Origin of the sequence: Actinacidiphila paucisporea, from assembly GCF_900142575.1 — a bacterium.
Lineage (GTDB): Bacteria > Actinomycetota > Actinomycetes > Streptomycetales > Streptomycetaceae > Actinacidiphila > Actinacidiphila paucisporea.
Genome location: NZ_FRBI01000005.1, coordinates 217,519 through 241,073, shown reverse-complemented (window position 1 = coordinate 241,073; position 23,555 = coordinate 217,519). Strand labels below are relative to the sequence as shown.

Below are 23,555 nucleotides of genomic sequence, written 5' to 3'. Positions count from 1 at the left end.
GCACAAGGAAGGTCCTCCAGGCCATGGCGCTCACCCTGTATGTCGACACCGCACGCTGGCGTGCCCACCAGCAGCAGGTCGCTGACCAGTTCCCCGGGCTCGTCCCGGTCTGCAAGGGGAACGGCTACGGCTTCGGCCACGAGCGGCTGGCCGACGAGGCCACCCGGCTGCGCGCCGACATGCTCGCCGTGGGCACGACGTACGAAGCCGCCAGGATAAAGGACTACTTCGGCGGCGACATCCTCGTGCTGACCCCCTACCGGCTCGGTGAGGAGCCGGTGCCGCTGCCGGACCGGGCGATCCGCTCGGTGTCCTCGGTCGAGGGGGTGCGCGGGCTGGTGGGCGCCCGGGTGGTCATCGAGGTGATGAGCTCGATGCGGCGGCACGGCGTGTCCGAGGAGGACCTGGGCAAGCTGCACACCGCGATCGACGACGTGCGGCTGGAGGGCTTCGCGATCCACCTGCCGCTGGACCGTACCGACGGCAGTGACGCGGTGGAGGAGGTCTTCGGCTGGATGGAGCGGCTGCGGGCCGCCCGGCTGCCGCTGCACACGATGTTCGTCAGCCATCTCAAGGCGACCGAGCAGGCCGCGCTCCAGCAGCAGTTCCCGCAGACCAGGTTCCGCGCCAGGATCGGCACCCGGATGTGGCTCGGCGACCACGACGCGACCGAATACCGCGGTGCCGTCCTGGACGTGACCCGGATCGCCAAGGGCGAGCGCTACGGCTACCGGCAGGAGAAGGCCGCGGACAACGGCCACCTGGTGGTCGTGGCCGGCGGCACCTCGCACGGGGTGGGCCTGGAGGCGCCCAAGGCGCTGCACGGCCTGATGCCGCGCGCCAAGGGAGTGGCCAGGGCGGGCCTGGCCACCGTCAACCGCAACCTGTCGCCGTTCGTCTGGGCCGGCAAGCAGCGCTGGTTCGCCGAGCCGCCGCACATGCAGGTCTCGATCCTCTTCCTGCCAGGCGATGTGGCCCCGCCCGCGGTCGGTGACGAGCTGGTGGCGCACCTGCGGCACACCACGACCCAGTTCGACCGCACAGTGGACCGTCAGGCCTCGTAGCCGGCCTCCTGCGGCGGGTACGGCGCCGCCGTGCCCTCCTCCTCCGGAAGGAGGCCCAGGACGAAGGCGTCCCCGGCCCCGTCGAGCACCCCGCCCGCCGGGTCGTCCGCGCCGTCCTGCCGCAGGACGTCGTGCTGCGGCAGCAGGATGTCCCTGACCACCATCCCGCACAGGTAGAGCACGCCCGCCAGGTGCAGCGCGATCGCCAGGTGGTAGCCGTCGGCCGACAGGCCGTGGTGCTTGGTGCCGCCGGTGACGTAGGCCAGCTGCATCCAGATGGCGATGTAGTACAGCACCTCGGCGCCCTGCCAGATCAGCAGGTCGCGCCAGCGCGGCCGGGCGAGCACGGCGAGCGGCAGCAGCCACAGGACGTACTGCGGCGAGTAGACCTTGTTGCTGACGATGAGCGCGGCCACCACCAGGAAGGCGATCTGGCCGAGCCGCGGCCGGCGGGGCGCGTAGAAGGTCAGGGCGGCGATGCCCGCACACAGCAGGATCAGCAGGGCGGCGACGTACGCGCTGACGCCGCTGAGCGGGTTGCCGGTGCGCTGCATGATGATCAGCCACACCGAGCCGTAGTCGACGCCTCTGGTACGGCTGTAGTGGTAGAACTCCGACCACCCGGACCTGGCCAGCAGGATCACCGGCAGGTTGACCACCAGCCAGGCGCCCACCGCGCCGGCCACCGCCGCGCCGAAGGCCCGCATCCTGCCGGCCCGCAGGCAGAGCATGCCCAGCGCGAGCAGCAGCAGGACGGGGTAGAGCTTGGCCGCGGTGGCCAGGCCGATCAGCACACCGGCGGCCAGCGGCCGGCTGCGGGACCACAGCAGCAGGCCCGCGGAGGCCAGGGCCACCGCGAAGAGGTCCCAGTTGATCGTCGCGGACAGCGCGAGCGCGGGGGACAGCGCGATGAAAAGCCCGTCCCAGGGGCGCCGCCGGTTGGTGCGGGAGACCAGCACCACCAGCGCGACCGCGCAGATCAGCAGCATGCCGGAGTTCACGATCCAGAAGACCTGGGCCCGGTGGTCCATGCTGCCGCCGTGCGGCGTCAGCCAGGAGGCGACCTCCATGAAGAGCCCGGTGAGGACCGGGTACTCCAGATGGTGGAAACCGCTGCCGGAGAGCGTCCCGGGGATGCTGTCGAAGTACGGCACGACGTCGGCGGCGAAACCGCGGTCGTGGTAAAGGTGCGGGATGTCGGAGTAGCAGGCGTGGATGTACTGCGGGTCGCCGCCCTGGAACCAGGCGCCGTTGTAGCAGGGCACCTTCTGCACCATGCCGAGCGCGAACATGCCGATGACGACCAGCACCATCACCCGCAGGGCGTTCCACCAGTGGTGGCCGCCGGCCTCGGCATGTTTGCCGGCCGGGCCGCCGATGAGTTCGCTCGCCGTGGCGGCCAGTGGGTCCTCATCGGTGGGACGCACCGGAAGCTCCTGCCGGCCGTCCTCTTCGCGATCGCGCACGCTCGTCATGCCGACATCCTGCCGTACCGGCTGTGGGTACAGCAGACCCCGTGGCGGTCGCGATGAAAGCTACCGTCCGCCACGGGGTCCTGGGCGGCTCAGCCGCCCTTGGGTGCTCCGCTGCTTCCGCCGTTGCCACGGCCCGGTGGACCGGTCGTCGACGTGGTCGTCGGGGTTGCCGACGGGCTGGTGCTGTGGCAGTTGGGATTGAACAGCCCGCACTGCGGCGGCGTGGGCGAGTTGCTGGTGGTCGGCGGCGGCGTCCCCGTCGGGGTGTTGGTCGGCGGGGTGTTCGTGGGCGGAGCGCTGGTGGGCGGTGTCGTGGGCGTGCTCGCCGTCGGCGGCGTCGCGGACGGCGTCGGCGACGGGGCGCCCGCCTCGTTGATCGTCTTGCCGTCACCGATCTTGCCCGGGGTCGGGAAACCGGGGTCCGCCGTGTTGCCGAGGGCCGCCTTCATGTACTCGGTCCACATGGTCGCCGGGATGTCACCACCGTGGGTGGTGGAGCCGGGGCCGCCGGTGCCGGCCATCGGCAGCAGCTTCTTGGCCTTGGTGTCCTGCCGGAACATCACCACGGACGTGGACAGCTGCTGGGTGTAGCCGACGAACCACGCGGACCGGGTACCGCCGGGGGTGTCCGTGGTACCGGTCTTGCCGGCCGCGGTACGGCCCAGTTCCAGCGCCTTCGTACCGGTGCCCTTCTTCACCACGTTCTGCAGCACCTTGGTCACGGTGTTCGCGACGTCGGGATCCAGCGCCGGGTTCCTCTTGACCTGCGGCTTCTGGAAGTCCGGGTCGTCGTCGCCGTTGTGGACGACCTTGGTCACCGAGTACGGCTCCACCTCGACGCCGGAGGCGGCGAAGGTGCCGTACGCGTTCGCCATCCGGATCGCGCTGGGTGTCGCGGTGCCGATGGAGTACGACGCGACCAGGTCTCCCATGTAGTCCTTGAGCAAGCCGGCCTTGATGGCCGTGTCCTCGACCGTCTGCAGGCCGACGTCCTCGCCGAGCTGGACGAACGGGGTGTTGATGGACTGCTCCATCGCCTTGTTCAAGGTGATGTAGCCCCACTTCGTGCCGGACTCGTTCTTCTGCTTGAAGACGCTGTTGTCCTTGTTGAGGACCGGCTTGCCGTTGTGGTCCCTGATCGGGAGCAGGTCGTTGGCGTTGTACTTGCTGTCCGGCGTCAGTGGTTTGCCGTCGCTGTAGTTGGTGCCGTGGGTCATCGCGGCGGCGAGCACGAAGGGTTTGAACGTCGAACCCACCGGGACACCCTTGGTGTCGGCGTTGTTGGTGAACTCGCCGTGTTCGTATCCCGCGCCGCCGTAGATCGCCACCATTTTCCCGTTGCCGGGTACGACCGACGCGGCGCCGAACTGGACGTTGGTGTCGGCGTCGCCGCCGAACTCCTTCTGCTGGTCGCCGGTGTACATATGGCCGGCGCCCGGCTTGATCTTCTGCGCCCTGACCTTCTCGACGGCGGTCTTCAGCTCGTTGACCTTGTCCTTCTCGAAGGTCGTGTAGATCTGGTAGCCGCCGCGGTCGAGTTTGGCCTTGGTGATGTTATGGCCGGAATGCTGGATGACGTAGTTGTTCGCGGTGTCGACGAGGTAGCCGATCTGGCCGTTCATCCCGGCCTGCACCTTGAGGCCCTGCGGCATCGGGAACTTCGTGTACTGAGCCCGCTCGGCCGCGGTCATGTGGCCGAACCTGACCTCGTTGTCGAGGATCGACCCCCAGCGCTGGGTGACCCGCGCCAGGTTCGCGTCGGACGTCGCGGACGGGTCGATCTCGGTGTTGCCGTTCGGGTCGTAGTACGTCGGCCCCTTGAGCAGTGCGGCGAGCATCGCGCACTGGCTGGGGTTCAGCTTCTCCGCGTCGACGTTGTAGTACGTCTGCGCGGCCGCCTGGATGCCGTAGGCGCCGCGGCCGAAGTAGGAGGTGTTCAGGTAGCCGGTGATGATGTCGTTCTTGCTGACCTTCGCGCCGACCTTTATGGAGATGAACAGCTCTTTGAACTTGCGGCTGACCGTCTGCGACTGGTCGAGCATCGTGTTCTTGACGTACTGCTGGGTGATCGTCGAGCCGCCCTGCGTCTCGCCGCCCTTGGCCATGTTGAACAGCGCGCGGGCGATACCCATCGGGTCGACGCCGGAGTCGGTCTCGAAGGTCTTGTTCTCCGCGGAGATCACCGCGTAGCGCATCGCCTTGGGGATCTTCTCGTACGGGATGTTCTGCCGGTTGACGCTGCCGCCGCCGGTGACCATACGGCTGCCGTCGGCCCAGTAGTAGACGTTGTTCTGGGCTTTGGCCGCCTGGCTCTCGTCAGGGACGTCGACCATCGCGTAGGCGATGCCGACGATGCCGACGAGAACGCCGAAGAAGCCGACGCATACCGCGGTGACCTGGCGCCACGACGGCATCCAGTGGCGCCAGCCTTCCTTGCCGAACCGGGGGTAGTCGATGAAGCGCTTCTTGGTGGGGCGCCGTCCCGGGCCGCGGCCGCCACGGCCCGCGGGGCCACCGCTGCCGGGTCCGCCCGGGCCACCCGGCCCACCCGGTCCGCCCGGGCCACCGCCCCGGCGCCGACCGCCGCCGGACCGGCCCTGGGCCGCCCGGCGTGCCGCCGCTCTGCCCTGGTACGGCTCGCCACCACCGGACCCGGTGGGCGCCGCGGGGGGACCGCTGTGGGCGCCGCTGGGTGAACCGGTCGGTGTATCGCGTCCGCCGGGTGCGCCGGCTGGGGGGTCGCCGGCGGCACGGCGGCCGCCGGACGGCGGGGGCGTCGGCTGCTGTCCCCCACCCCGGGCGGCAGCACGGCCGCCTGCAGGCGACTGCGGCGGCTTGCGACGGTGCTCGCTCATGAACAGCTACTCCTCGACAGGCGGGATCGCCTGAAGGCATCGGTGACAATCCGGTCGGTCCCCCTGCATGCGGCTGTGTCAGGCCGCACCGCACCAAGGATCAAGACGCGCGCCGACGGCGCGGGGTTCCCGGTGCTCTGCATGGCGAACAGAGTACGCACGACCAAAAGACACATGATGCGAACGTTCATCACATAAAGGGCGGTTGGCAGCTCATAGGTTTGACGATGTGACGCCGGTCACCACCTGCTGTCTTGCACGATGTCTCGCGCCGTTCTATCGTCACGATGTATCGACTCGATACATCGGATCGAAAGAAGCGTGAACGAGGGGACGAGGGATTGAGCAAGCGCTCCGGAATCCTCGAATTCGCGGTTCTCGGTCTGCTGCGCGAGTCACCGATGCACGGGTACGAGTTGCGCAAGCGGCTCAACACCTCGCTCGGGGTGTTCCGCGCCTTCAGCTACGGGAGCTTGTATCCCTGCCTGAAGACGCTGGTCACCCTCGGGTGGCTGATCGAGGAACCGGCGGTGGACAGCGGTCCGCCCGCCGCGCCCCTCGCCGGCCGCCGGGCGAAGATCGTCTACCGGCTGACCGCCGCGGGCAAGGAGCACTTCGAGGAGCTGCTGGCGCACTCGGGTCCCGACGCCTGGGAGGACGAGCACTTCGCCGCTCGCTTCGCCTTCTTCGGCCAGACGTCCAAGGACGTCAGGATGCGGGTGCTCGAAGGGCGGCGCAGCCGCCTGGAGGAGCGCCTGGAGAAGATGCGCGCCTCGCTGGTCCGCACCCGCGAACGGCTCGACGACTACACGCTGGAGCTGCAACGCCATGGCATGGAGTCGGTGGAGCGCGAGGTCCGCTGGCTCAACGAGCTGATCGAGACCGAGCGGGCCGGACGCGTCGAGCGACCGGTCGACGAGCGGGACGACAACGACAACACCAACCAAGAGAACGGCGGCCGACCCGAAGCCCGGGGAACCGCGTGACGATTACACAGGGAGCAACGGGTATGGGTTCGGTTCGCGTAGCCATCGTGGGTGTGGGCAACTGCGCCACGTCGCTGGTACAGGGTGTCGAATACTACAAGGACGCGGACCCGGATTCCCGGGTGCCCGGCCTGATGCACGTCCAGTTCGGCGAGTACCACGTACGTGACGTCGAGTTCGTGGCCGCCTTCGACGTCGACGCGAAGAAGGTCGGCCTCGACCTCGCGGACGCCATCGGCGCCAGCGAGAACAACACCATCAAGATCTGCGACGTGCCGCAGACCGGCGTGACCGTCCAGCGCGGCCACACCCTCGACGGTCTCGGCAAGTACTACCGGGAGACCATCGAGGAGTCCGACGAGACCCCGGTCGACATCATCAAGATCCTCAAGGACCGCCAGGTCGACGTGCTGGTCTGCTACCTGCCCGTCGGCTCCGAGGACGCGGCGAAGTTCTACGCCCAGTGCGCCATCGACGCCAAGGTCGCCTTCGTCAACGCCCTCCCGGTCTTCATCGCCGGCACCAAGGAGTGGGCCGACAAGTTCACCGAGGCAGGTGTGCCGATCGTCGGTGACGACATCAAGTCCCAGGTGGGCGCGACCATCACGCACCGCGTGATGGCCAAGCTCTTCGAGGACCGCGGTGTCGTCCTCGAGCGCACCATGCAGCTGAACGTCGGCGGCAACATGGACTTCAAGAACATGCTGGAGCGCGAGCGCCTGGAGTCCAAGAAGATCTCCAAGACGCAGGCCGTCACCTCGCAGATCCCGGACCGCGACCTGGGCGCCAAGAACGTCCACATCGGCCCGTCCGACTACGTCCAGTGGCTCGACGACCGCAAGTGGGCGTACGTCCGCCTCGAGGGCCGCGCCTTCGGCGACGTCCCGCTGAACCTGGAGTACAAGCTGGAGGTCTGGGACTCCCCGAACTCCGCCGGTGTCATCATCGACGCCGTTCGCGCCGCGAAGATCGCCAAGGACCGCGGCATCGGCGGCCCGATCCTGTCGGCGTCCTCGTACTTCATGAAGTCCCCGCCGGTGCAGTACTTCGACGACGAGGCCCGCGAGAACGTGGAGAAGTTCATCCGCGGCGAGGTCGAGCGCTGAGACGCCGACCGACCGTGCGGCGCTGAAGCGCTGAGGCGCCGACAGCTGAAGCACTGACACACGTATTACGAGAAGGCCCCGGGTCGCACACCCGGGGCCTTCTCGGTCGTGTGAGGCTGTGCGCATGGGCCTTCTGCGCGATCTTTGCGTGCTGCTGCGGCTGCCGGACTTCCGGCGGCTGCTGGGCGTACGCTTGCTGTCACAGCTCTCCGACGGCGTCTTCCAGGTCGCGCTCGCCGCCTATGTGGTCTTCTCGCCGGAGAAGCAGACCTCACCGGGCGCCATCGCGTCCGCGATGGCCGTCCTGCTGCTGCCCTACTCACTGGTCGGGCCCTTCACCGGTGTGCTGCTCGACCGCTGGCGGCGCCGTCAGGTGCTGCTCTCGTGCAACCTGTTGCGCGCCGTGCTGTCCTGCGGCACCGCCGGACTGATCCTGCTGGGTGTGCCGGACTGGCTGTTCTACCTGTCCGCCCTGTCGGTGACCGCGGTCAACCGCTTCGTGCTGGCCGGACTGTCCGCCGCTCTGCCGCGGGTGGTCGACGAGGGCCGGCTGGTGACGGCCAACGCTCTGTCGCCGACCGCGGGCACTCTGGCAGCGACCTTGGGCGGCGGCGTCGCCTTCGTGGTGCACCTCTTCGCCGCCGACGGAGACGGGGCCAACGCCGCCACCGTGCTGCTCGGCGCCCTGCTCTACCTGTGGGCGGGACTGTCCGCGCTGACCCTGGACCGCGACCTGCTGGGTCCCGACCCCGACCAGGTCCGCCCACGGGTCATGGCGGCACTCGCCGGCACCGCGAAGGGGCTGCGCGCCGGACTGCGGCATCTTCGCCGCCGCCCAGCGGCAGCCCGCGCCATGGCCGCGATGACCGCGATGCGCTTCTGCTTCGGCGCGCTGACCGTGACGCTGCTGATGCTGTGCCGCTACGCGTGGTCCGACCCGTCCGACACCGATGCGGGCCTGGGCCGGCTGGGCGTGGCCGTCGGCCTGTCGGCGGCCGGCTTCTTCGTCGCGGCGCTCATCACCCCATGGGCCACCGCCCGGATCGGCACCGCCGGCTGGATCACCGCCTGCTCGGCTGCCTCCGCACTGCTGCTGCCGCCGCTGGCACTGTCCTTCACCATCGCCCCGATGATGCTGGCCGCCTTCGCCTTGGGAGTCACCACCCAGGGCGCCAAGATCGCCACCGACACGGTCGTCCAGGCCCAGGTGGACGACGCCTATCGCGGCCGGGTCTTCTCGCTCTACGACGTCGTCTTCAACGCGGCGTTCGTCGGCGCCGCGGCGACCGCGGCACTTGTCCTGCCCGCCGACGGACACTCGGCCGGGCTGATCCTGGCGCTGGCGCTGATCTACGCCGCCACCGCGGTCGGGATGCTGCGGGAGCGCGATGTTTCACGTGGAACATCGCACGCGGGCACCCCGACCCGATGAGGGCGAAGCACCCCGCGGATGCGATGTTCCACGTGAAACATCACTCGGCGGACCGGGTGGCCCACCATTCCCGCAGGGCCGTCGTCGCGGCCTCCTCGCCCAGCGGACCGTTCTCCAGCCGCAGCTCCAGCAGGTACTGGTAGGCCTTGCCGACCGCCGGTCCCGGGCCGATGTCCAGCACCGTCATGATCTGGTTGCCGTCCAGGTCGGGCCGGATCGCGTCCAGCTCCTCCTGCTCCTGCAGCTCGGCGATCCGCTGCTCCAGGCCGTCGTAGGTCCGGGAGAGCGCCGCGGCCTTGCGCTTGTTGCGGGTCGTGCAGTCCGACCGGGTCAGCTTGTGCAGCCGCTCCAGCAGCGGTCCGGCGTCCCGTACGTAGCGGCGCACGGCCGAGTCGGTCCACTCGCCGCTGCCGTAGCCGTGGAAGCGCAGGTGCAGCTCGACCAGCCGGGAGACGTCCTTGACCAGCTCGTTGGGGTACTTCAGCTGCAGCATCCGCGCCTTGGTCAGCTTGGCGCCGACCATCTCGTGGTGGTGGAAGGAGACCCGGCCGTCCGGCTCGAAGCGCCGGGTCTTCGGCTTGCCGATGTCGTGCAACAGCGCGGACAGCCGCAGCACCAGGTCGGGACCCTCGGTTTCCAGGTCGATGGCCTGCTCCAGCACCGTGAGGGTGTGCTCGTAGACGTCCTTGTGCCGGAAGTGCTCGTCGCGCTCCAGCCGCAGCGCCGACAGTTCGGGCAGCACGCGGTCGGCGAGCCCGGTGTCGACCAGCAGCCGCAGCCCCTTGCGGGGGTGCTCGGACTGGATCAGCTTGTTCAGTTCGTCCCGCACGCGCTCGGCCGAGACGATGTCGATCCGGTCGGCCATCGCGGTCATCGCCTCGACCACCTCGGGGGCGACCTCGAAGTCCAGCTGGGCGGCGAAGCGGGCGGCACGCAGCATCCGCAGTGGGTCGTCGGAGAAGGACGACTCGGGGGATCCCGGAGTGCGCAGCAGCCGGGCCGCGAGGTCGTCCAGACCGCCGTAGGGGTCGATGAAGTCGTTCCCCGGCAGTCCCACCGCCATCGAGTTCACCGTGAAGTCGCGGCGGACCAGGTCCTCCTCGATGGTGTCGCCGTAGGAGACCTCCGGCTTGCGCGAGGTCCGGTCGTAGGCCTCGCTGCGGTAGGTGGTCACCTCGATCTGGAAGCTGCGGGCCGCGCCCTCGGCGTCCTGGGCCTTCTTCATGCCGCCGACCGTGCCGAAGGCGATCCCGACCTCCCACACCGAGTCGGCCCACGGACGCAGGATCTTCAGCACCTGCTCGGGGCGGGCGTCAGTGGTGAAGTCCAGATCGTTGCCGAGCCTGCCCAGCAGGGTGTCCCGCACGGATCCGCCCACCAGGGCGAGGGCGAACCCGGCGGCCCGGAAGCGGTGGCCCAGCTCCTCGGCGACCGGCTCGACCCGGTGAGGGGCCTGCCCTGCTCGGGGGGGCTGCGGAGTCTCAGCGGCATTGTTGGCATTCGGCACAACGTAAAAGGGTACGGGTCCGCGGGCGTCGCCCGCGCACAGGTTTCGCCGCTTGTACCAAGGAGCAGTCCGCAGCACTTCGACACAGCGCCGATCGTTAACATGCCAGCACGCACATCCGATGGACCACCGGCGACACACGACCAGCGACACATATGACGAGGACGGGCGAACGCGTGGGCGAGGCGGCACAGTCACCCGGGAAACCCCCGTCCTCGGCGAGGCGCCGGGCAGCACGGGTCCTCGCTCTGGTGGCGGGCACCACGCTGCTCACCGGGCTGCTGCAGGCCGTCGGAGCGGCGCCCTCCCAGGCGGCCCCCAGCGGCTCCCGTACGGCCTCGGTGTCGGTGAACCTCCTCACACCCCGGATCCCGGTCAAAGGCGAGACGCTCACCATCACCGGTCAGCTCGCCAACGACGGGAAGTCCGCCATCACCGACGCCCATGTCGGCCTCCGGATGCCCTGGGGCGGCGCGCTGAGCACCCGCAGCTCCATCAAGAACGCCGCCTCACGCACGGGCTACAGCAACGCGGACGACGGCGACGAGATCCCCGGCCACACCAGCACCGTGCCGGACATCCCCGCCGGCGGGCACGTGGCCTACACGCTCACGGTCCCGGTTTCCGCGCTGGACCTGTCGGACCCCGGGGTCTACCAGCTGGGCGTGGCGCTGGACGGCCGGACGAAGGCCGATCCGACCACGCACGTCGTCGGCATCAAGCGGACCTTCCTGCCGTGGTACGGCGACGCGGTCACCAGCAGCACCAAGCAGACCAGGATCAACTACCTGTGGCCGCTCACCGACCGGTCGCACATCGCGCCGCGAGGCGACACCGACTCCCAGGTCAGCCCGATCTTCCTGGACGACGACCTGGTCGCGGAGCTGAGTCCGGGCGGGCGGCTGCGGCAGATGGTCGATCTGGCCAGGAATCTCCCGGTGACCTGGGTCGTCGACCCCGACCTGCTGGCCACCGTCGAGTTCATGACCAAGGGCTACCGGGTCGCGGGGCCCGGCGGCGATGTCACCAAGACCACACCGGGCACCGGTGGCGCCGTCGCGAGGCAGTGGCTGAACGACCTCAAGGGCGCGGTGGCCGGCGAGCAGGTGATCGCGCTGCCCTTCGGCGACACGGACATCGCCTCGCTCGCGCACCGCGGTCGGAGTGTGCCCGGCGCCGTCACCCATCTGAAGACCGGCGTCGCGCTCGGGCTGACCACCACGGAGACCATCTTCGGGGGGAGCCAGACCGCCGATGTGGCCTGGCCCGTCGACGGCGCCGTCGACCCGTCGATCGTCGCGGTGGCACGCGCGGGCGGTGCCAAGCGGATCATCGCCCGCAGTGACACCTTCAGCGAGGGCGACGGCCTCAGCTACACCCCCAACGCGGCCAGGTCGATCGGCGGCGGCACCACCGCGGTGGTCGCCGACGCGACGCTGTCCACCGCCTTCACCGGCGCCCTGGCCGACCAGCAGCAGACCAACCTCGCCGTGCAGAGTTTCGTCGCGCAGACGCTGATGATCACCATGGAGGCGCCGGAGCAGCAGCGCAGCGTGCTGGTCGCCCCGCAGCGGATGCCCACGGTCGCGCAGGCGCAGGCGATGGCCCAGGCCATCCACGAGACCACCACCGCGCCCTGGATCTCGCCGGTCGACTTCGACGACGTGGCCAAGGCGCACCCTGACGCGCGCGCCAACCGCAAGGTGCCGTCGGCCAAGGCCTACCCGAGCGGCCTGCGCAAGCAGGAGCTGTCCACGGACGCCTTCCAGTGGATCCAGAACGTCCAGGGCAACCTCAACGACTTCGTGGTCATCCTCACCCAGCAGAACCGGGTCACCGTTCCGTTCAGGAACGCGGTGCTGCGCTCGATGTCCACCAGCTGGCGCGGCGACCTGTCGGGGGCGAAGGCCTATCGGGACTCGATCGGCTTGTACCTGACGGATCTGATCGACGCGGTGCACATCATCCCGAAGACCACGCTGACCCTGTCTGGGCGCAGCGGCACCATCCCGGTCACGGTCAAGAACGAGCTGGGCCAGCCGGTGAAGGGCCTGGTGCTGCGGCTCACGTCCAGCGCCAACATCCGGCTGGAGATCAAGGAAGCCAACCAGCCGATCACCATCGAGGGCGGCCGCACCCGTACCCTGAAGTTCCAGACCACCGCCAGCGCGAACGGCACGGTCGGGATCATCGCGCATCTCTACACCGACAACGGCCGGCTGTACGGCGGATCCGTCCCGTTCGAAGTGCACATCAACAAGGTCGCCGACCAGGTGATGCTGATCATCGGGGCCGGGCTGCTCCTACTGGTGCTGGCCGGGGTACGGATCTACCGACAGCGGAAGCGACAGGCGGCCGGAGACAGTGGCGCGGACGACGACGGCGACGCCGACGATGACGAGGCGGGCGGCACGGATCCCGGGCAGCCGGGTGACCCTGCCGCTGACACCGGGCAGGAAAGCCGAGAGCCGTCCTCAACAGGTGAGAAAGTGGACGGATAGCCGGCGGACAATAAGGTGGGGCACTGATGAACGCGCCGTATGACGGTGATCGCGACTCTGCGGGCCAGATGCCTCCCTCGCCCGAACAGCGTCCGGCGCCTGCCGACCCCTATCTGCAAAACACGTATGCCTACGATCCGTACCAGCAGCAGGATCAGGCACAGTGGCAGCAGCAGCCCCAGCCCGGCTACCAGGAACAGCAGCAGGGCGAGGATTACGACGCCTTCGCGCACCTCTTCCGCGACCAGCAGCCTCAGGACGGCGGTCAGCAGCAGGCCGGCTACCAGGAACAGCAGCCGTATCCCCAGCAGCAGCCGTACCAGGAGCCGTACCAGCAGCCCTACCAGGAGCCGGAGCCGTACCAGCAGCAGGGCTACCAGCAGCAGGGCGGCGGCTACCAGGGCGGTTACCAGCAGCACGGCGGCTATCAGGCCCCGAGCGGCTACCAGGCGGCGTATCCGCACATGCCGTCGGCCAACGAGACGACGGGCTTCTCGATCCCCGTCTACCAGGACCCGGGATACGGCCAGGACTTCCACCAGGGCGAGCCCTACGCGGACCCGCACTACGCCGACTCCCAGTACGTCGACCCGCGCTATGCCGACCCGCGCTACGGCTATCCGTACCAGCAGCCCTACCAGGAGCCGTACCAGCAACCGCAGCAGCAGCCCTACCAGGAGCCTTACCCGGCGCAGGGGTACCAGCAGCCCGGGCAGCCGCCACAGGGCGCCCAGCGGCCCGGTACGGCCGCCACGGGTCCGCTCCGGCCTGCAGCGGCCGGCGCCGGCACCACCGCGACCGTACCGACCGCCGGCAGCGCCGCTCCAGCCGCCCGGTCCGGCGGCATCCTGAAGTCCAGCGCCCTGATGGCGGCCGGCACCCTGGTGTCCCGCGTCACCGGCTTCGTCCGCACCCTGGTGATCGCCGCGGCCATCGGCGTGGCCACCCTCGGCGACTCCTACCAGGTCGCGAACGTGCTGCCGACGATGATCTACATCCTCACCATCGGCGGCGGTCTCAACTCGGTCTTCGTGCCCCAGTTGGTGCGCGCGATGAAGGACGACGACGACGGCGGCAGCGCCTACGCCAACCGGCTGCTGACCGTGGTGATGGTGGCGCTCGGCGGCATCGTCACCGTGACCGTGCTCGGCGCGCCGCTGCTGGTCAAGCTGATGTCCGCGAAGATCGCCGACAACCCGGACACGTACAACGTGGCCATCGCCTTCGCCCGCTACTGCATGCCCACCATCTTCTTCATGGGCGTGCACGTGGTGATGGGCCAGGTGCTCAACGCGCGGGGCAAATTCGGCGCGATGATGTGGACACCGGTGCTGAACAACGTCGTGGTGATCTTCACCTTCGGCATGTTCATCTGGGTCTACGGCTCCTACGGCTCCACCCGGATGGACGCCACCACGATCACCCCCGAGGGCGTGCGGCTGCTCGGCATCGGCACCCTGCTCGGCCTGGTCGTGCAGTCGCTGGCGATGCTGCCCTACCTGCGGGACGCGGGCTTCAAGTTCCGGCCGCGCTTCGACTGGCGCGGGCACGGCCTGGGCAAGGCCGCCAAGCTGGCCAAGTGGACGTTCCTGTTCGTCCTGGCCAACCAGGCCGGCCTGATCGTCGTCACCCAGCTGGCCACGTGGGCGGGCGCCAACGCCGACAAGAGCGGCTATCAGGGCACCGGCATCACCGGCTACAACTACGCACTGCTGCTGTGGCAGATGCCGCAGGCGATCATCACCGTCTCGGTGATGGCCGCGGTGCTGCCGAGGATCTCCCGGGCCGCCGCCGACGGTGACATCACCGCGGTCCGCGACGACATCTCCTACGGACTGCGCACCTCGGCGGTCGCGATCGTGCCGGCGGCCTTCGCCTTCCTCGCCCTCGGCGTGCCGATGTGCGGGCTGCTCTACGCCGGCACCAACGAGGGCTCCGCCCGCAACATCGGCTTCATCCTGATGGCCTTCGGTGGCGGCCTCATCCCCTACTCCGTGCAATACGTCGTCCTGCGGGGCTTCTACGCCTTCGAGGACACCCGCACGCCGTTCTACAACACGGTGATCGTGGCCGCCGTCAATGCCGCGGCCTCGGCCCTCTGCTTCGTCGCACTGCCCGCCCGCTGGGCCGTGGTCGGCATGGCCTTCTCCTACGGCCTGGCCTACGCGGTCGGCGTCGGGGTGGCCGTCAAGCGGCTGGGGGCCCGCCTCGGCGGCGACCTGGACGGCCGCCGGGTGATCCGCACCTACGCCCGGCTGGTCGGCGCCTGCGTCCCGGCCGCCGCGGTGGCCGGGGTCGCGGCCTACGTGATCAGCGGGAAGCTGGGCGGCGGCCCGGCCGGATCGCTGGCCTCGCTCGTGGTCGGCGGTGTCCTGTTGGGCGGGATCTTCCTGGTCATCGCGAAGCGGATGCGGATCCAGGAGCTGAACGGCATGATCGGCATGGTGCGGGGGCGGCTCGGCCGCTGATGCGACGTCCGCCCCTCGGCATTGCCGCCGCCGCGCAACCTTCATGGCCCGCCGCGTGTCGTGCATAGAGCCGGACTGTGGGCACAATTGTCATCGGCTCGACGTGGGGTCGCGCTCATGGATGGGGAGGCAGGAACGACGGTGGCGGATCGGAGCACGGCGGCCGTCGGAGTGGCTGATGAGGGCGGCGAGGCACCGCCCGCAGCCCAGCAGGACGACGCCACACCCGACGGTACGACGACGGACGACCAGGTAAGCGACACCGCCGGCGACGGCACCCCGCCCAAGGACATGGCGGACAGCACCCAGAAGATCGAGGACGACCCGGAGAAGACCGCACAGGACCCCGTCGCCACCGCCGGACCCCCGCCGGCAAAGCCCCGCCCCAAGCCCAGGGCCACCGCGCCCGACCTGCACAGCGGCCACCGGCTGGCCAGGCGCTACCAGCTCGCGGAGTGCGTCACACGAGTGGACGGCTTCAGCAGCTGGCGCGCGGTCGACGAGAAGCTGCGCAGGGCCGTCGGCATCCACCTGCTGCCCGCCGACCACCCGCGAGCCCGCCAGGTGCTCGCCGCCGCCCGCTCGGCCGCGCTGCTCGGCGACCCCCGGTTCGTCCAGGTCCTCGACGCGGTCGAGGAGGGCGACCTGGTCTACGTGATCCACGAGTGGCTGCCGGACGCCGGCTCGCTCGCGGACCTGCTGGCCGCGGGCCCGCTGGAGCCGCACGAGGCCTACCAGATGGCCAGCCAGGTCTCCCAGGGGATGGCCGCGGCCCACCGCGAGGGGCTGGCCCATCTGCGACTGGACCCCGGTGCGGTGCTGCGGACCAGCTCCGGGCAGTACCGCATCCGGGGGCTGGCCGTCGCCGCCGCGCTGCGCGGGCTCAGCTCCGAGCGCCCGCAGCGGCAGGACACCGAGGCGATCGGCGCACTGCTCTACGCCGCCCTCACCCAGCGCTGGCCCTACGAGGAGGACGCGCACGGCCTGGCGGGACTGCCCAAGGGCGTCGGCCTGGTCGCGCCCGACCAGCTGCGCGCGGGCATCCACCGCGGCATGTCGGACGTGGCGATGCGGGCGCTGGTCAACGAGGGGGCGACCGCGTCCCGCGAGGAGTCGCCCTGCACCACGCCGGAGGAGCTGGCAAAGGCCATCGCCGGCATTCCGCGGATCCGGCCGCCCGAGCATCCCGCCCCGGTCTACCAGCCGCCGGCCTTCCAGCAGCCCCCGCAGCCGCCGCCCGGCGCGACCCGCTACGCGGGCGCGGGTCCGGCCGCCGCTCCCCCCGTCCCGCCGCCCGCCCTGCCCGGGCGCACCGGCAGCGCACTGAAATGGGCCGTCTCCGCGCTGCTGATCGTGGCGATCGGGCTCGGCAGCTGGCAGCTCGCCGACGCCATGAAGTCCCGCGAGAACCACAGCCCGCGCAAGCCGACCACCTCGCCGCACGCGAACCAGAACCCGGCGCCGCCGCCCGCCACGCCGCTGACCATCGTCAGCGCCAAGGACTTCGACCCACCGCCGGGCAACGGTAGTGAGACCTCGTCCCAGATCGACCGGCTCAAGGATCATGACCCGAACACCTACTGGGAGACCAGTTGGTACACGACGGCCGACCTCGGGGGACTGAAGGACGGCGTCGGGGTGATCCTGGACCTCGGCGCCGAGCATCGGGTCAGCGGTGTGACGGTGAGTCTGAAGGGCGGCGAGACGGACCTGGAGCTGTGGGCGGCGCCCTCCGGCACCAACGCCCAGCCGACCCGGCTCGACGGATTCCAGAAGGTGACCGGCGGCTCCGGCACGCAGCAGGTGGCGCTCAAGCCCGGCACGCGGGTCACCGGCCGCTACCTGCTGGTCTGGCTGACCAAGCTCCCGAAGGACTCGGACGGCACTTTCCGTGGCAGGATCTCGGAGATCAGCGTGACGGGCTGAACCGGCCCGACGGAAGCGGACGGGGGAGTCTGGCCTTGCAGCGCATACCGCTCGGCGAAGCCGACGACACCGATCTGCTGGCCCGCCATGTGGCGGGCGAAGCTGATGCCTTCGGCGAACTGGTCCGCAGGCACCGCGACCGGCTCTGGGCGGTCGCCCTGCGCACGCTGGGCGACCGTGAGGAAGCCGCTGACGCCGTGCAGGACGCCCTGGTGTCGGCCTTCCGGGCCGCCCATACCTTCCGCGGCCAGTCCGCCGTCACGACCTGGCTGCACCGGATCACCGTGAACGCCTGCCTGGATCGGGCCCGGCGAGCCGCCTCACGCCGCACCGCACCGGTAGCCGACGAGAAGAAGTTCGAATCGCTCCTCGAACCGCACGAGTCCGCCGAGATGCCCGCCGAGCGCGACGAACTGCACCGCGAACTCCTCGCGGCACTGGCGACGCTGCCCGCCGAGCAGCGGGCGGCTCTGGTGCTGGTCGACATGCAGGGCTATCCGGTCGCGGAGGCGGCCGCCGTGCTCGCCGTACCGGAGGGCACGGTGAAGAGCCGATGCGCTCGCGGTCGCGCCCGGCTGCTGCCGTTGCTCACCCACCTACGGGCCGGCGGCGGAGCCGACCGGGCCGGGCCGGTCGGCGGAAGGAACCGGACGGAGGGGACATCCGTCCCACCGGCAGGAACGGAACAGGGCGGAGGTGACCACCGATGACATCTACCACGGATCAGGACCCGCACCCCGACGTCATGGCGATCTCCGACCTCATGGAGGGCATCCTGCCGCCGGAGCGGGCGACGGTGGTCCGCGCCCATGTGGAGTCCTGCGTGGAGTGCGCCGAGGTGCTGGCATCGCTCCGCGAGATCCAGGATCTGCTCGGTGGAATGCCGGAGCCGGAGCCGATGCCCGTCGAGGTGGCCGCACGCATCGACGCAGCGCTCGCCGACGAGGCCCGGCTCGACGGCGTTCTGCCGTATGTTCCACGTGAAACATCGCTGCCGTCGCAGGACGCCTCCGGCCCGCGAAGTGTTCCACGTGGAACATCCGCGTCGGTCGGCCGCTCCTCAGCTTCCACCGGACCCGGTCGCCGCCGGTTGCGCCGCGGGCTGCTGATCGGTGCGGCCTCGGTCGCCACCGTCCTCGCCCTGGGTGGCCTGGTCTACGAATTGGCGTCCTCCAGCGGTGGGAACACCATGAACGCCGACAGCGGTGCGCAGCGAAAGAGCGGCGCCCGAAACCAAGACGCCTCCAGCGTGGTGGGAGACGACGTGGCACGGCTCCTCGGCGGGGCGCGGGGGGGCAAGACCGGCAGCAACGGTGTCACCTCGCCGATGCTGCACGCCGACGGGGACTCCAGGGTCACCGCACCCGACGGCACCGTCGTCACCGTGCCGAGCTGCGTGCTCCAGGCCACTCATCGGACCCAGCGGCCGCTGGCCGCCGACCGGGAGCCCTACCAGGGCGTCGACTCCTTCCTCGTGGTGTTGCCGGATCCTGCCGACGGCGACCGGGTCGACGCGTTCGTGGTGACAGCCTCCTGCACGGCCGACACCCCCGGCAGAGTGCTCTTCCACAACAGCTATCCACGGAGCTGAGCAGGCCTCCGTCCGGCTCACCGTGGTGGGCGTGGGGCGGTGCGCCGCCGGGGGAATGCCAGCCCCGTAGGATCCGTTAGGCACGACGAGAGTCCAGCCAGCGCCGGACCCCCACAGCAGTCCCGCAGAGACGAGGAAGACACCCGTGAGCGACGTCCGTAACGTGATCATCATCGGCTCGGGGCCCGCGGGCTACACCGCGGCGCTGTACACGGCACGCGCCTCTCTCAACCCGCTGGTCTTCGAGGGCTCGGTCACCGCTGGCGGTGCGCTGATGAACACCACTGAGGTGGAAAACTTCCCCGGGTTCCGGGACGGCATCATCGGGCCGGACCTGATGGACAACATGCGCGCCCAGGCTGAGCGGTTCGGCGCCGAGCTGATCCCTGACGACGTGGTCGCGGTCGACCTCAGCGGCGACATCAAGAGCGTCACGGACTCGGCGGGCGTCGTCCACCGGGCCAAGGCGGTCATCGTCGCCACCGGGTCGCAGCACCGGAAGCTCAACCTGCCCAACGAGGACCAGCTCTCCGGTCGTGGCGTCTCCTGGTGCGCCACCTGTGACGGCTTCTTCTTCCGCGAGCACGACATCGCTGTGATCGGCGGCGGCGACACCGCGATGGAGGAGGCGACCTTCCTCTCCCGGTTCGCCAAATCCGTGAAGATCGTGCACCGCCGGGACAGCCTGCGGGCGTCCAAGGCGATGCAGGCCCGCGCCTTCGCCGACCCGAAGATCTCCTTCGTCTGGGACAGCGAGGTCGCCGAGCTCCATGGCGACGGCAAGCTCTCCAGTCTGACCCTGCGTAACACCAAGACCGGAGAGACCTCGGAGCTGCCCGTCACCGGGCTGTTCATCGCGATCGGCCACGACCCGCGGACCGAACTCTTCAAGGGTGTGCTCGACCTCGACGCGGAGGGCTATCTCACCGTCCAGGCACCGAGCACCCGCACCAGTCTGCCCGGCGTCTTCGCTGCCGGAGACGTCGTGGACCACACCTATCGCCAGGCGATCACCGCGGCGGGCACCGGCTGTTCCGCCGCCCTGGACGCCGAGCGCTACCTGGCGTCGCTCGCCGACGCCGAGAATGCCGTCTGATCCCCATCCCCACCCGCTTGAACCGAACCTGAGGAGACTGCCGTGGCCGGCAAGCCCAAGTCCGTGACCGACGCCGACTTCGCCGAAGAGGTCCTGGCCAGCGACAAGCCCGTGCTGGTCGACTTCTGGGCCGAATGGTGCGGCCCCTGCCGCCAGATCGCCCCGTCCCTGGAGGCCATCGCGGCGGAGCACCCGGACGAGATCACCATCGTCAAGCTCAACATCGACGAGAACCCCGTCACCGCTGCGAAGTACGGCGTGATGTCCATCCCGACCCTCAACGTCTACAAGGGCGGCGAGGTCGTGAAGACGATCGTGGGCGCCAAGCCGAAGGCCGCGCTCGTCCGCGACCTGTCCGACTTCATCAGCTGATCGCGCACTGTTCCACGTGGAACATCGAAGGGCCGGCTCCCCCGGAGGGAGTCGGCCCTTCGTGTCATGGGTGAAGTGGGAAGGTGAACACGAGGGTGAGGGCGGCGGGTTGGTCCGCCCGGTCACGTCACAGCGGGCGGAGAGCCGGCTCCTTCTGGACGGCGCCCAGCAACCGGTCGATGGCCATCTCGACGTCCTCCTTCCAGGAGATCGTGGAGCGCAGCTCCAATCGCAGCCGGGGAAAACGAGGATGCGGGCGGACCGTCTTGAAGCCGACCGCCAGCAGATGGTCGGCCGGCAGCACGCAGGACGGCGCTGACCACTTCGCGTCGCCGAAAGCCTCGATCGCCTTGAAGTTCCGCCGCACCAGATCCTTCGCCACGGTCTGCACCAGCACCCGGCCGATGCCCTGGCCCTGGTAGCCCGGCAGGATGCGAGCCGTCATGAGCTGAACGGCGTCAGCGGACACCGGGCTGGTCGGGAAGGCCAGCGAGCGCGGTACGTAGGCGGCCGGGGCGTAGAGCACGAATCCCGCCGGGACCTCGTCCACGTAGACCACCCGGCCGCAGGAGCCCCACTCCAGCAGCACCGCGGAGATCCAGGCCTCCTTCTCCAGCTCGGGCTTGCCCGCTTGGATCGCGGCCTCGCCACTCACCGGGTCCAGCTCCCAGAAGACGCAACGCCGGCAGGGCTTGGGAAGGTCGGGAAGATTGTCGAGAGTGAGCGGTACAAGCCGACGGCCCATCTGTCAAGGACCCCATTCCTGTCGCTGACCGAACTACGGTGGCACCCCGGCGCTCAGGGCCGAGGTGCCACGGCGTCACTCGTCGTCGTCCTCGGCCTCGTCCTCCAGCCGGTTCTCCAGGACCTTGCCCTCGCCCGGCGCCATCGCGCCGAGGATGCGCTCCAGATCCTCTATCGAGGCGAACTCCACCACGATCTTTCCCCGCTTCTGGCCCAGGTCCACCTTCACCCGGGTGTCGAAACGGTCGGATAGCCGGGTCGCCAGATGGGTGAGCGCCGGCGAGACCCGGCGGCCGGCCCGCGGCGCCGCCGACTTCTTGGCCGTCGTCGGCTCGCTGTTCATCAGCTTCACGATCTCCTCGACCGTGCGGACCGACAGCTCCTCCGCGACGATCCGGAGCGCCAGCTTGTCCTGGGCTTCGGAGTCCTCCAGCGCGAGCAGCGCGCGAGCGTGCCCGAAGGAGATCACTCCGGCCGCCACCCGGCGCTGCACCGGGGCCGGCAGCTTCAGCAGCCGCAAGGTGTTGGACACCTGCGAGCGGGACCGGCCGATCCGGTCGGCCAGCTGCTCATGCGTGCAGGAGAAGTCCCGCAGCAGCTGGTCGTAAGCCGCCGCTTCCTCCAGCGGGTTGAGCTGTGCCCGGTGCAGGTTCTCCAGCAGGGCGTCCAGGAGGAGCTTCTCATCATCGGTGGCCCGGACGATCGCCGGAATCCGCTCCAACCCTGCTTCGCGGCAGGCCCGCCAGCGGCGCTCACCCATGATCAGCTCAAAGCGGTCCGCGCTGATCTGCCGTACGACGACCGGCTGGAGCAGGCCCACCTCCTTGATGGAGGTGATCAGCTCGTTGAGCGCGTCCTCGTCGAACACCTCACGCGGCTGCCGCGGATTGGGGGTGATCGCGTCGAGTTCCAGCTCGGCGAAGTAGGCACCGTCGACCGGTACTCGCGAAGCCGAAAGATCCGGCTCTGTTTCACGTGAAACAGGGATGTCCACCACCGGCGGTACGGACTCCGTCGGCCGGCGGTCCACCAGCCCCGCCACCTTGGCCGCCGCGACGCCGCGGTCCGTCACCAGGACCGGCCCGGTCCCCGACGTTGGGCTGGTCGCCTGCGGCGCGGCTGGGATCAGCGCGCCGAGACCACGGCCGAGTCCTCTGCGTCGATCACTCACTGGATCCCCTCCGACATGCTGTGCGGGTGCTGCTCGTTGTGCTGTTCGCCCTGCGACTGCGGGTCGTACTCGACGGCCATCTCACCCGGTAGGCCCCGCAGCGCCATCTCCCGGGCGGCCTCCAGATACGACAGCGCGCCACTGGAGCCCGGGTCGTAGGTCAGGACGGTCTGGCCATAGCTGGGCGCCTCGGAGATGCGTACCGACCGGGGAATGCTGGTGCGCAGCACCTCCTTGCCGAAGTGGGTGCGCACCTCCTCCGCCACCTGGGAGGCCAGCCGGGTCCTGCCGTCGTACATCGTCAGCAGGATGGTGGAGACGTGGAGCTTCGGGTTGAGGTGAGCGCGGACCAGGTCCACGTTCTTCAACAGCTGCCCCAGGCCCTCCAGCGCGTAGTACTCGCACTGGATCGGGATGACCACCTCGGCGCCGGCCACCAGGGCGTTGACGGTGAGTAGACCGAGCGAGGGCGGGCAGTCGATCAGGACATAGTCCAGCGGCTGCTCGTACGCCTCGATCGCCCGTTGCAGCCGGCTCTCCCGGGCCACCAGCGAGACCAGTTCGATCTCGGCGCCGGCCAGGTCGATCGTCGCGGGAGCGCAGAAGAGCCCCTCCACGTCGGCCACCGGCAGCACCACGTCAGACAGTGGCTTGCTCTCCACCAGGACGTCGTAGATCGACGGCACCTCGGCGTGGTGGTCGATCCCCAGCGCCGTGGAGGCATTGCCCTGCGGGTCGAGGTCGATCACCAGCACCCGGGCACCGTGCAAGGCCAGGGAGGCCGCCAGGTTCACCGTCGTCGTGGTCTTGCCGACCCCGCCCTTCTGGTTGGCGACCACCATCACCCGGGTCTGCGCGGGTCTGGGCAGCCCTTCACCGGTGCGGTTCAGTGCCTCGACGGCCATCTGGGCAGCGCGGCCGATCGGGGTGTCATCCATAGGAGGCAATGTTTCACGTGAAACACCGCTCCCGAACCCCGGGGGCACGGAAAGTGGTCCCCCGGCTGATTCAGCTGAGCGGGGACCGGGGACCGGGTCGGCCATCGGCCCCGCGATATTGGCGTCGGACCGCAAGGACTCACACTCCTCGACTTCAGGCTCGCTATGAGGAGAGCCTGCCATGCCCGAGGGGTGCTGAACCAGCGAGCCCCGGTCGGCTGTGGATAAATCCCGGTTATCCACAGCCGAATTGGGCTTGGACGGTTTGTTGGCGCGCGCCTCGGCCGCGGCGCGACCACGGCTGAGGACTCCTGGAAGCAGTG

The 23,555-nt window shown here is 69.7% G+C and carries 17 protein-coding genes; 11 read left to right on the top strand and 6 right to left on the bottom strand.

Annotated features, from left to right (window positions below; genetic code table 11):
* Window positions 1–23 precede the first annotated feature (23 nt).
* Window positions 24–1,064 (top strand): alanine racemase, encoded by a 1,041-nt coding sequence (locus BUE44_RS10790; protein ID WP_073496590.1) that lies wholly within the window; start codon window positions 24–26, stop codon window positions 1,062–1,064.
* Here the strand turns inward: BUE44_RS10790 and BUE44_RS10785 are convergent.
* Both BUE44_RS10785 and BUE44_RS10780 read right to left on the bottom strand, forming a co-directional pair.
* Entirely contained in the window at window positions 1,052–2,539 is a 1,488-nt protein-coding gene (locus BUE44_RS10785) for a glycosyltransferase family 87 protein (protein WP_073496588.1), read from the bottom strand. The two genes, BUE44_RS10790 and BUE44_RS10785, sit on opposite strands and share 13 nt — an antisense overlap.
* Before the next feature lie 89 nt (window positions 2,540–2,628).
* On the bottom strand, window positions 2,629–4,953 hold the full coding sequence (locus BUE44_RS10780; protein WP_073496586.1) for a transglycosylase domain-containing protein: 2,325 nt from the start codon (window positions 4,951–4,953) through the stop codon (window positions 2,629–2,631).
* Window positions 4,954–5,735: 782 nt separating this feature from the next.
* Here BUE44_RS10780 and BUE44_RS10775 point away from each other — a divergent pair.
* The 3 genes from BUE44_RS10775 (at window position 5,736) to BUE44_RS10765 (ending at window position 8,918) form a co-directional block, all read left to right on the top strand.
* Window positions 5,736–6,380 (top strand): PadR family transcriptional regulator, encoded by a 645-nt coding sequence (locus BUE44_RS10775; RefSeq protein ID WP_073496584.1) that lies wholly within the window; start codon window positions 5,736–5,738, stop codon window positions 6,378–6,380.
* Window positions 6,381–6,403: 23 nt separating this feature from the next.
* The gene (locus BUE44_RS10770) at window positions 6,404–7,486 is read left to right on the top strand and encodes an inositol-3-phosphate synthase (RefSeq protein ID WP_073496582.1); all 1,083 of its coding nucleotides are present in this window, start codon (window positions 6,404–6,406) and stop codon (window positions 7,484–7,486) included.
* A 124-nt stretch (window positions 7,487–7,610) separates the two neighbouring features.
* The gene (locus BUE44_RS10765; RefSeq protein WP_073496580.1) at window positions 7,611–8,918 is read left to right on the top strand and encodes an MFS transporter; all 1,308 of its coding nucleotides are present in this window, start codon (window positions 7,611–7,613) and stop codon (window positions 8,916–8,918) included.
* 40 nt (window positions 8,919–8,958) lie between these two features.
* On the opposite strand, the gene BUE44_RS10760 is transcribed toward BUE44_RS10765, so the two are convergent.
* Entirely contained in the window at window positions 8,959–10,425 is a 1,467-nt protein-coding gene (locus BUE44_RS10760; protein WP_073496578.1) for a CCA tRNA nucleotidyltransferase, read from the bottom strand.
* A 155-nt stretch (window positions 10,426–10,580) separates the two neighbouring features.
* Between BUE44_RS10760 and BUE44_RS10755 the strand changes: the two genes are divergently transcribed.
* From BUE44_RS10755 to trxA, 7 genes are all read left to right on the top strand, one after another.
* Window positions 10,581–12,926 (top strand): DUF6049 family protein, encoded by a 2,346-nt coding sequence (locus tag BUE44_RS10755; RefSeq protein ID WP_107415671.1) that lies wholly within the window; start codon window positions 10,581–10,583, stop codon window positions 12,924–12,926.
* Window positions 12,927–12,952: 26 nt separating this feature from the next.
* A complete protein-coding gene (gene murJ, locus BUE44_RS10750; RefSeq protein ID WP_073496574.1) occupies window positions 12,953–15,394 on the top strand; it encodes a murein biosynthesis integral membrane protein MurJ in 2,442 nt (813 codons plus the stop codon).
* Between the two features lie 141 nt (window positions 15,395–15,535).
* Complete coding sequence (locus tag BUE44_RS10745) at window positions 15,536–17,320, top strand: protein kinase family protein (protein ID WP_073496572.1); 1,785 nt, start codon at window positions 15,536–15,538, stop codon at window positions 17,318–17,320.
* A 35-nt stretch (window positions 17,321–17,355) separates the two neighbouring features.
* Window positions 17,356–18,030 (top strand): RNA polymerase sigma factor SigM, encoded by a 675-nt coding sequence (gene sigM / locus BUE44_RS10740; RefSeq protein WP_073496570.1) that lies wholly within the window; start codon window positions 17,356–17,358, stop codon window positions 18,028–18,030.
* Window positions 18,027–18,911 carry an anti-sigma factor family protein gene (locus BUE44_RS10735; protein WP_073496568.1) on the top strand — a complete coding sequence of 295 codons (885 nt, stop codon included), beginning with the start codon at window positions 18,027–18,029 and terminating at the stop codon, window positions 18,909–18,911. Before sigM ends, BUE44_RS10735 begins: the two co-directional genes overlap by 4 nt.
* 145 nt (window positions 18,912–19,056) lie before the next feature.
* Window positions 19,057–20,007: a thioredoxin-disulfide reductase gene (trxB, locus tag BUE44_RS10730; protein ID WP_073496566.1), complete on the top strand. Its 951-nt coding sequence runs from the start codon at window positions 19,057–19,059 to the stop codon at window positions 20,005–20,007.
* A 42-nt stretch (window positions 20,008–20,049) separates the two neighbouring features.
* Entirely contained in the window at window positions 20,050–20,379 is a 330-nt protein-coding gene (trxA, locus tag BUE44_RS10725; protein ID WP_073496564.1) for a thioredoxin, read from the top strand.
* Between the two features lie 127 nt (window positions 20,380–20,506).
* Here trxA and BUE44_RS10720 read toward each other — a convergent pair whose 3' ends face one another.
* The 3 genes from BUE44_RS10720 to BUE44_RS10710 all read right to left on the bottom strand — a co-directional run bounded on the left by BUE44_RS10720 (window position 20,507) and on the right by BUE44_RS10710 (window position 23,415).
* Window positions 20,507–21,124, bottom strand: coding sequence for a GNAT family N-acetyltransferase (locus tag BUE44_RS10720; RefSeq protein WP_073496562.1), 618 nt, complete (start codon window positions 21,122–21,124; stop codon window positions 20,507–20,509).
* Between the two features lie 75 nt (window positions 21,125–21,199).
* Entirely contained in the window at window positions 21,200–22,294 is a 1,095-nt protein-coding gene (locus BUE44_RS10715) for a ParB/RepB/Spo0J family partition protein (RefSeq protein ID WP_073496560.1), read from the bottom strand.
* A complete protein-coding gene (locus BUE44_RS10710; protein WP_073496558.1) occupies window positions 22,291–23,415 on the bottom strand; it encodes a ParA family protein in 1,125 nt (374 codons plus the stop codon). The genes BUE44_RS10715 and BUE44_RS10710 overlap by 4 nt, the downstream gene beginning before the upstream one ends.
* Window positions 23,416–23,555 lie beyond the last annotated feature (140 nt).

Excerpts from the sequence above, each read along its gene's own strand:
- BUE44_RS10790 (WP_073496590.1), top strand. The coding sequence starts at position 24 with ATGGCGCTCACCCTGTATGTCGACACCGCACGCTGGCGTGCCCACCAG.
- BUE44_RS10785 (WP_073496588.1), bottom strand. The coding sequence starts at position 2,539 with ATGACGAGCGTGCGCGATCGCGAAGAGGACGGCCGGCAGGAGCTTCCG.
- BUE44_RS10780 (WP_073496586.1), bottom strand. The coding sequence starts at position 4,953 with ATGCCGTCGTGGCGCCAGGTCACCGCGGTATGCGTCGGCTTCTTCGGC.
- BUE44_RS10770 (WP_073496582.1), top strand. The coding sequence starts at position 6,404 with ATGGGTTCGGTTCGCGTAGCCATCGTGGGTGTGGGCAACTGCGCCACG.
- BUE44_RS10765 (WP_073496580.1), top strand. The coding sequence starts at position 7,611 with ATGGGCCTTCTGCGCGATCTTTGCGTGCTGCTGCGGCTGCCGGACTTC.
- BUE44_RS10755 (WP_107415671.1), top strand. The coding sequence starts at position 10,581 with ATGACGAGGACGGGCGAACGCGTGGGCGAGGCGGCACAGTCACCCGGG.
- murJ (WP_073496574.1), top strand. The coding sequence starts at position 12,953 with ATGAACGCGCCGTATGACGGTGATCGCGACTCTGCGGGCCAGATGCCT.
- BUE44_RS10735 (WP_073496568.1), top strand. The coding sequence starts at position 18,027 with ATGACATCTACCACGGATCAGGACCCGCACCCCGACGTCATGGCGATC.
- BUE44_RS10720 (WP_073496562.1), bottom strand. The coding sequence starts at position 21,124 with ATGGGCCGTCGGCTTGTACCGCTCACTCTCGACAATCTTCCCGACCTT.
- BUE44_RS10710 (WP_073496558.1), bottom strand. The coding sequence starts at position 23,415 with ATGGCAGGCTCTCCTCATAGCGAGCCTGAAGTCGAGGAGTGTGAGTCC.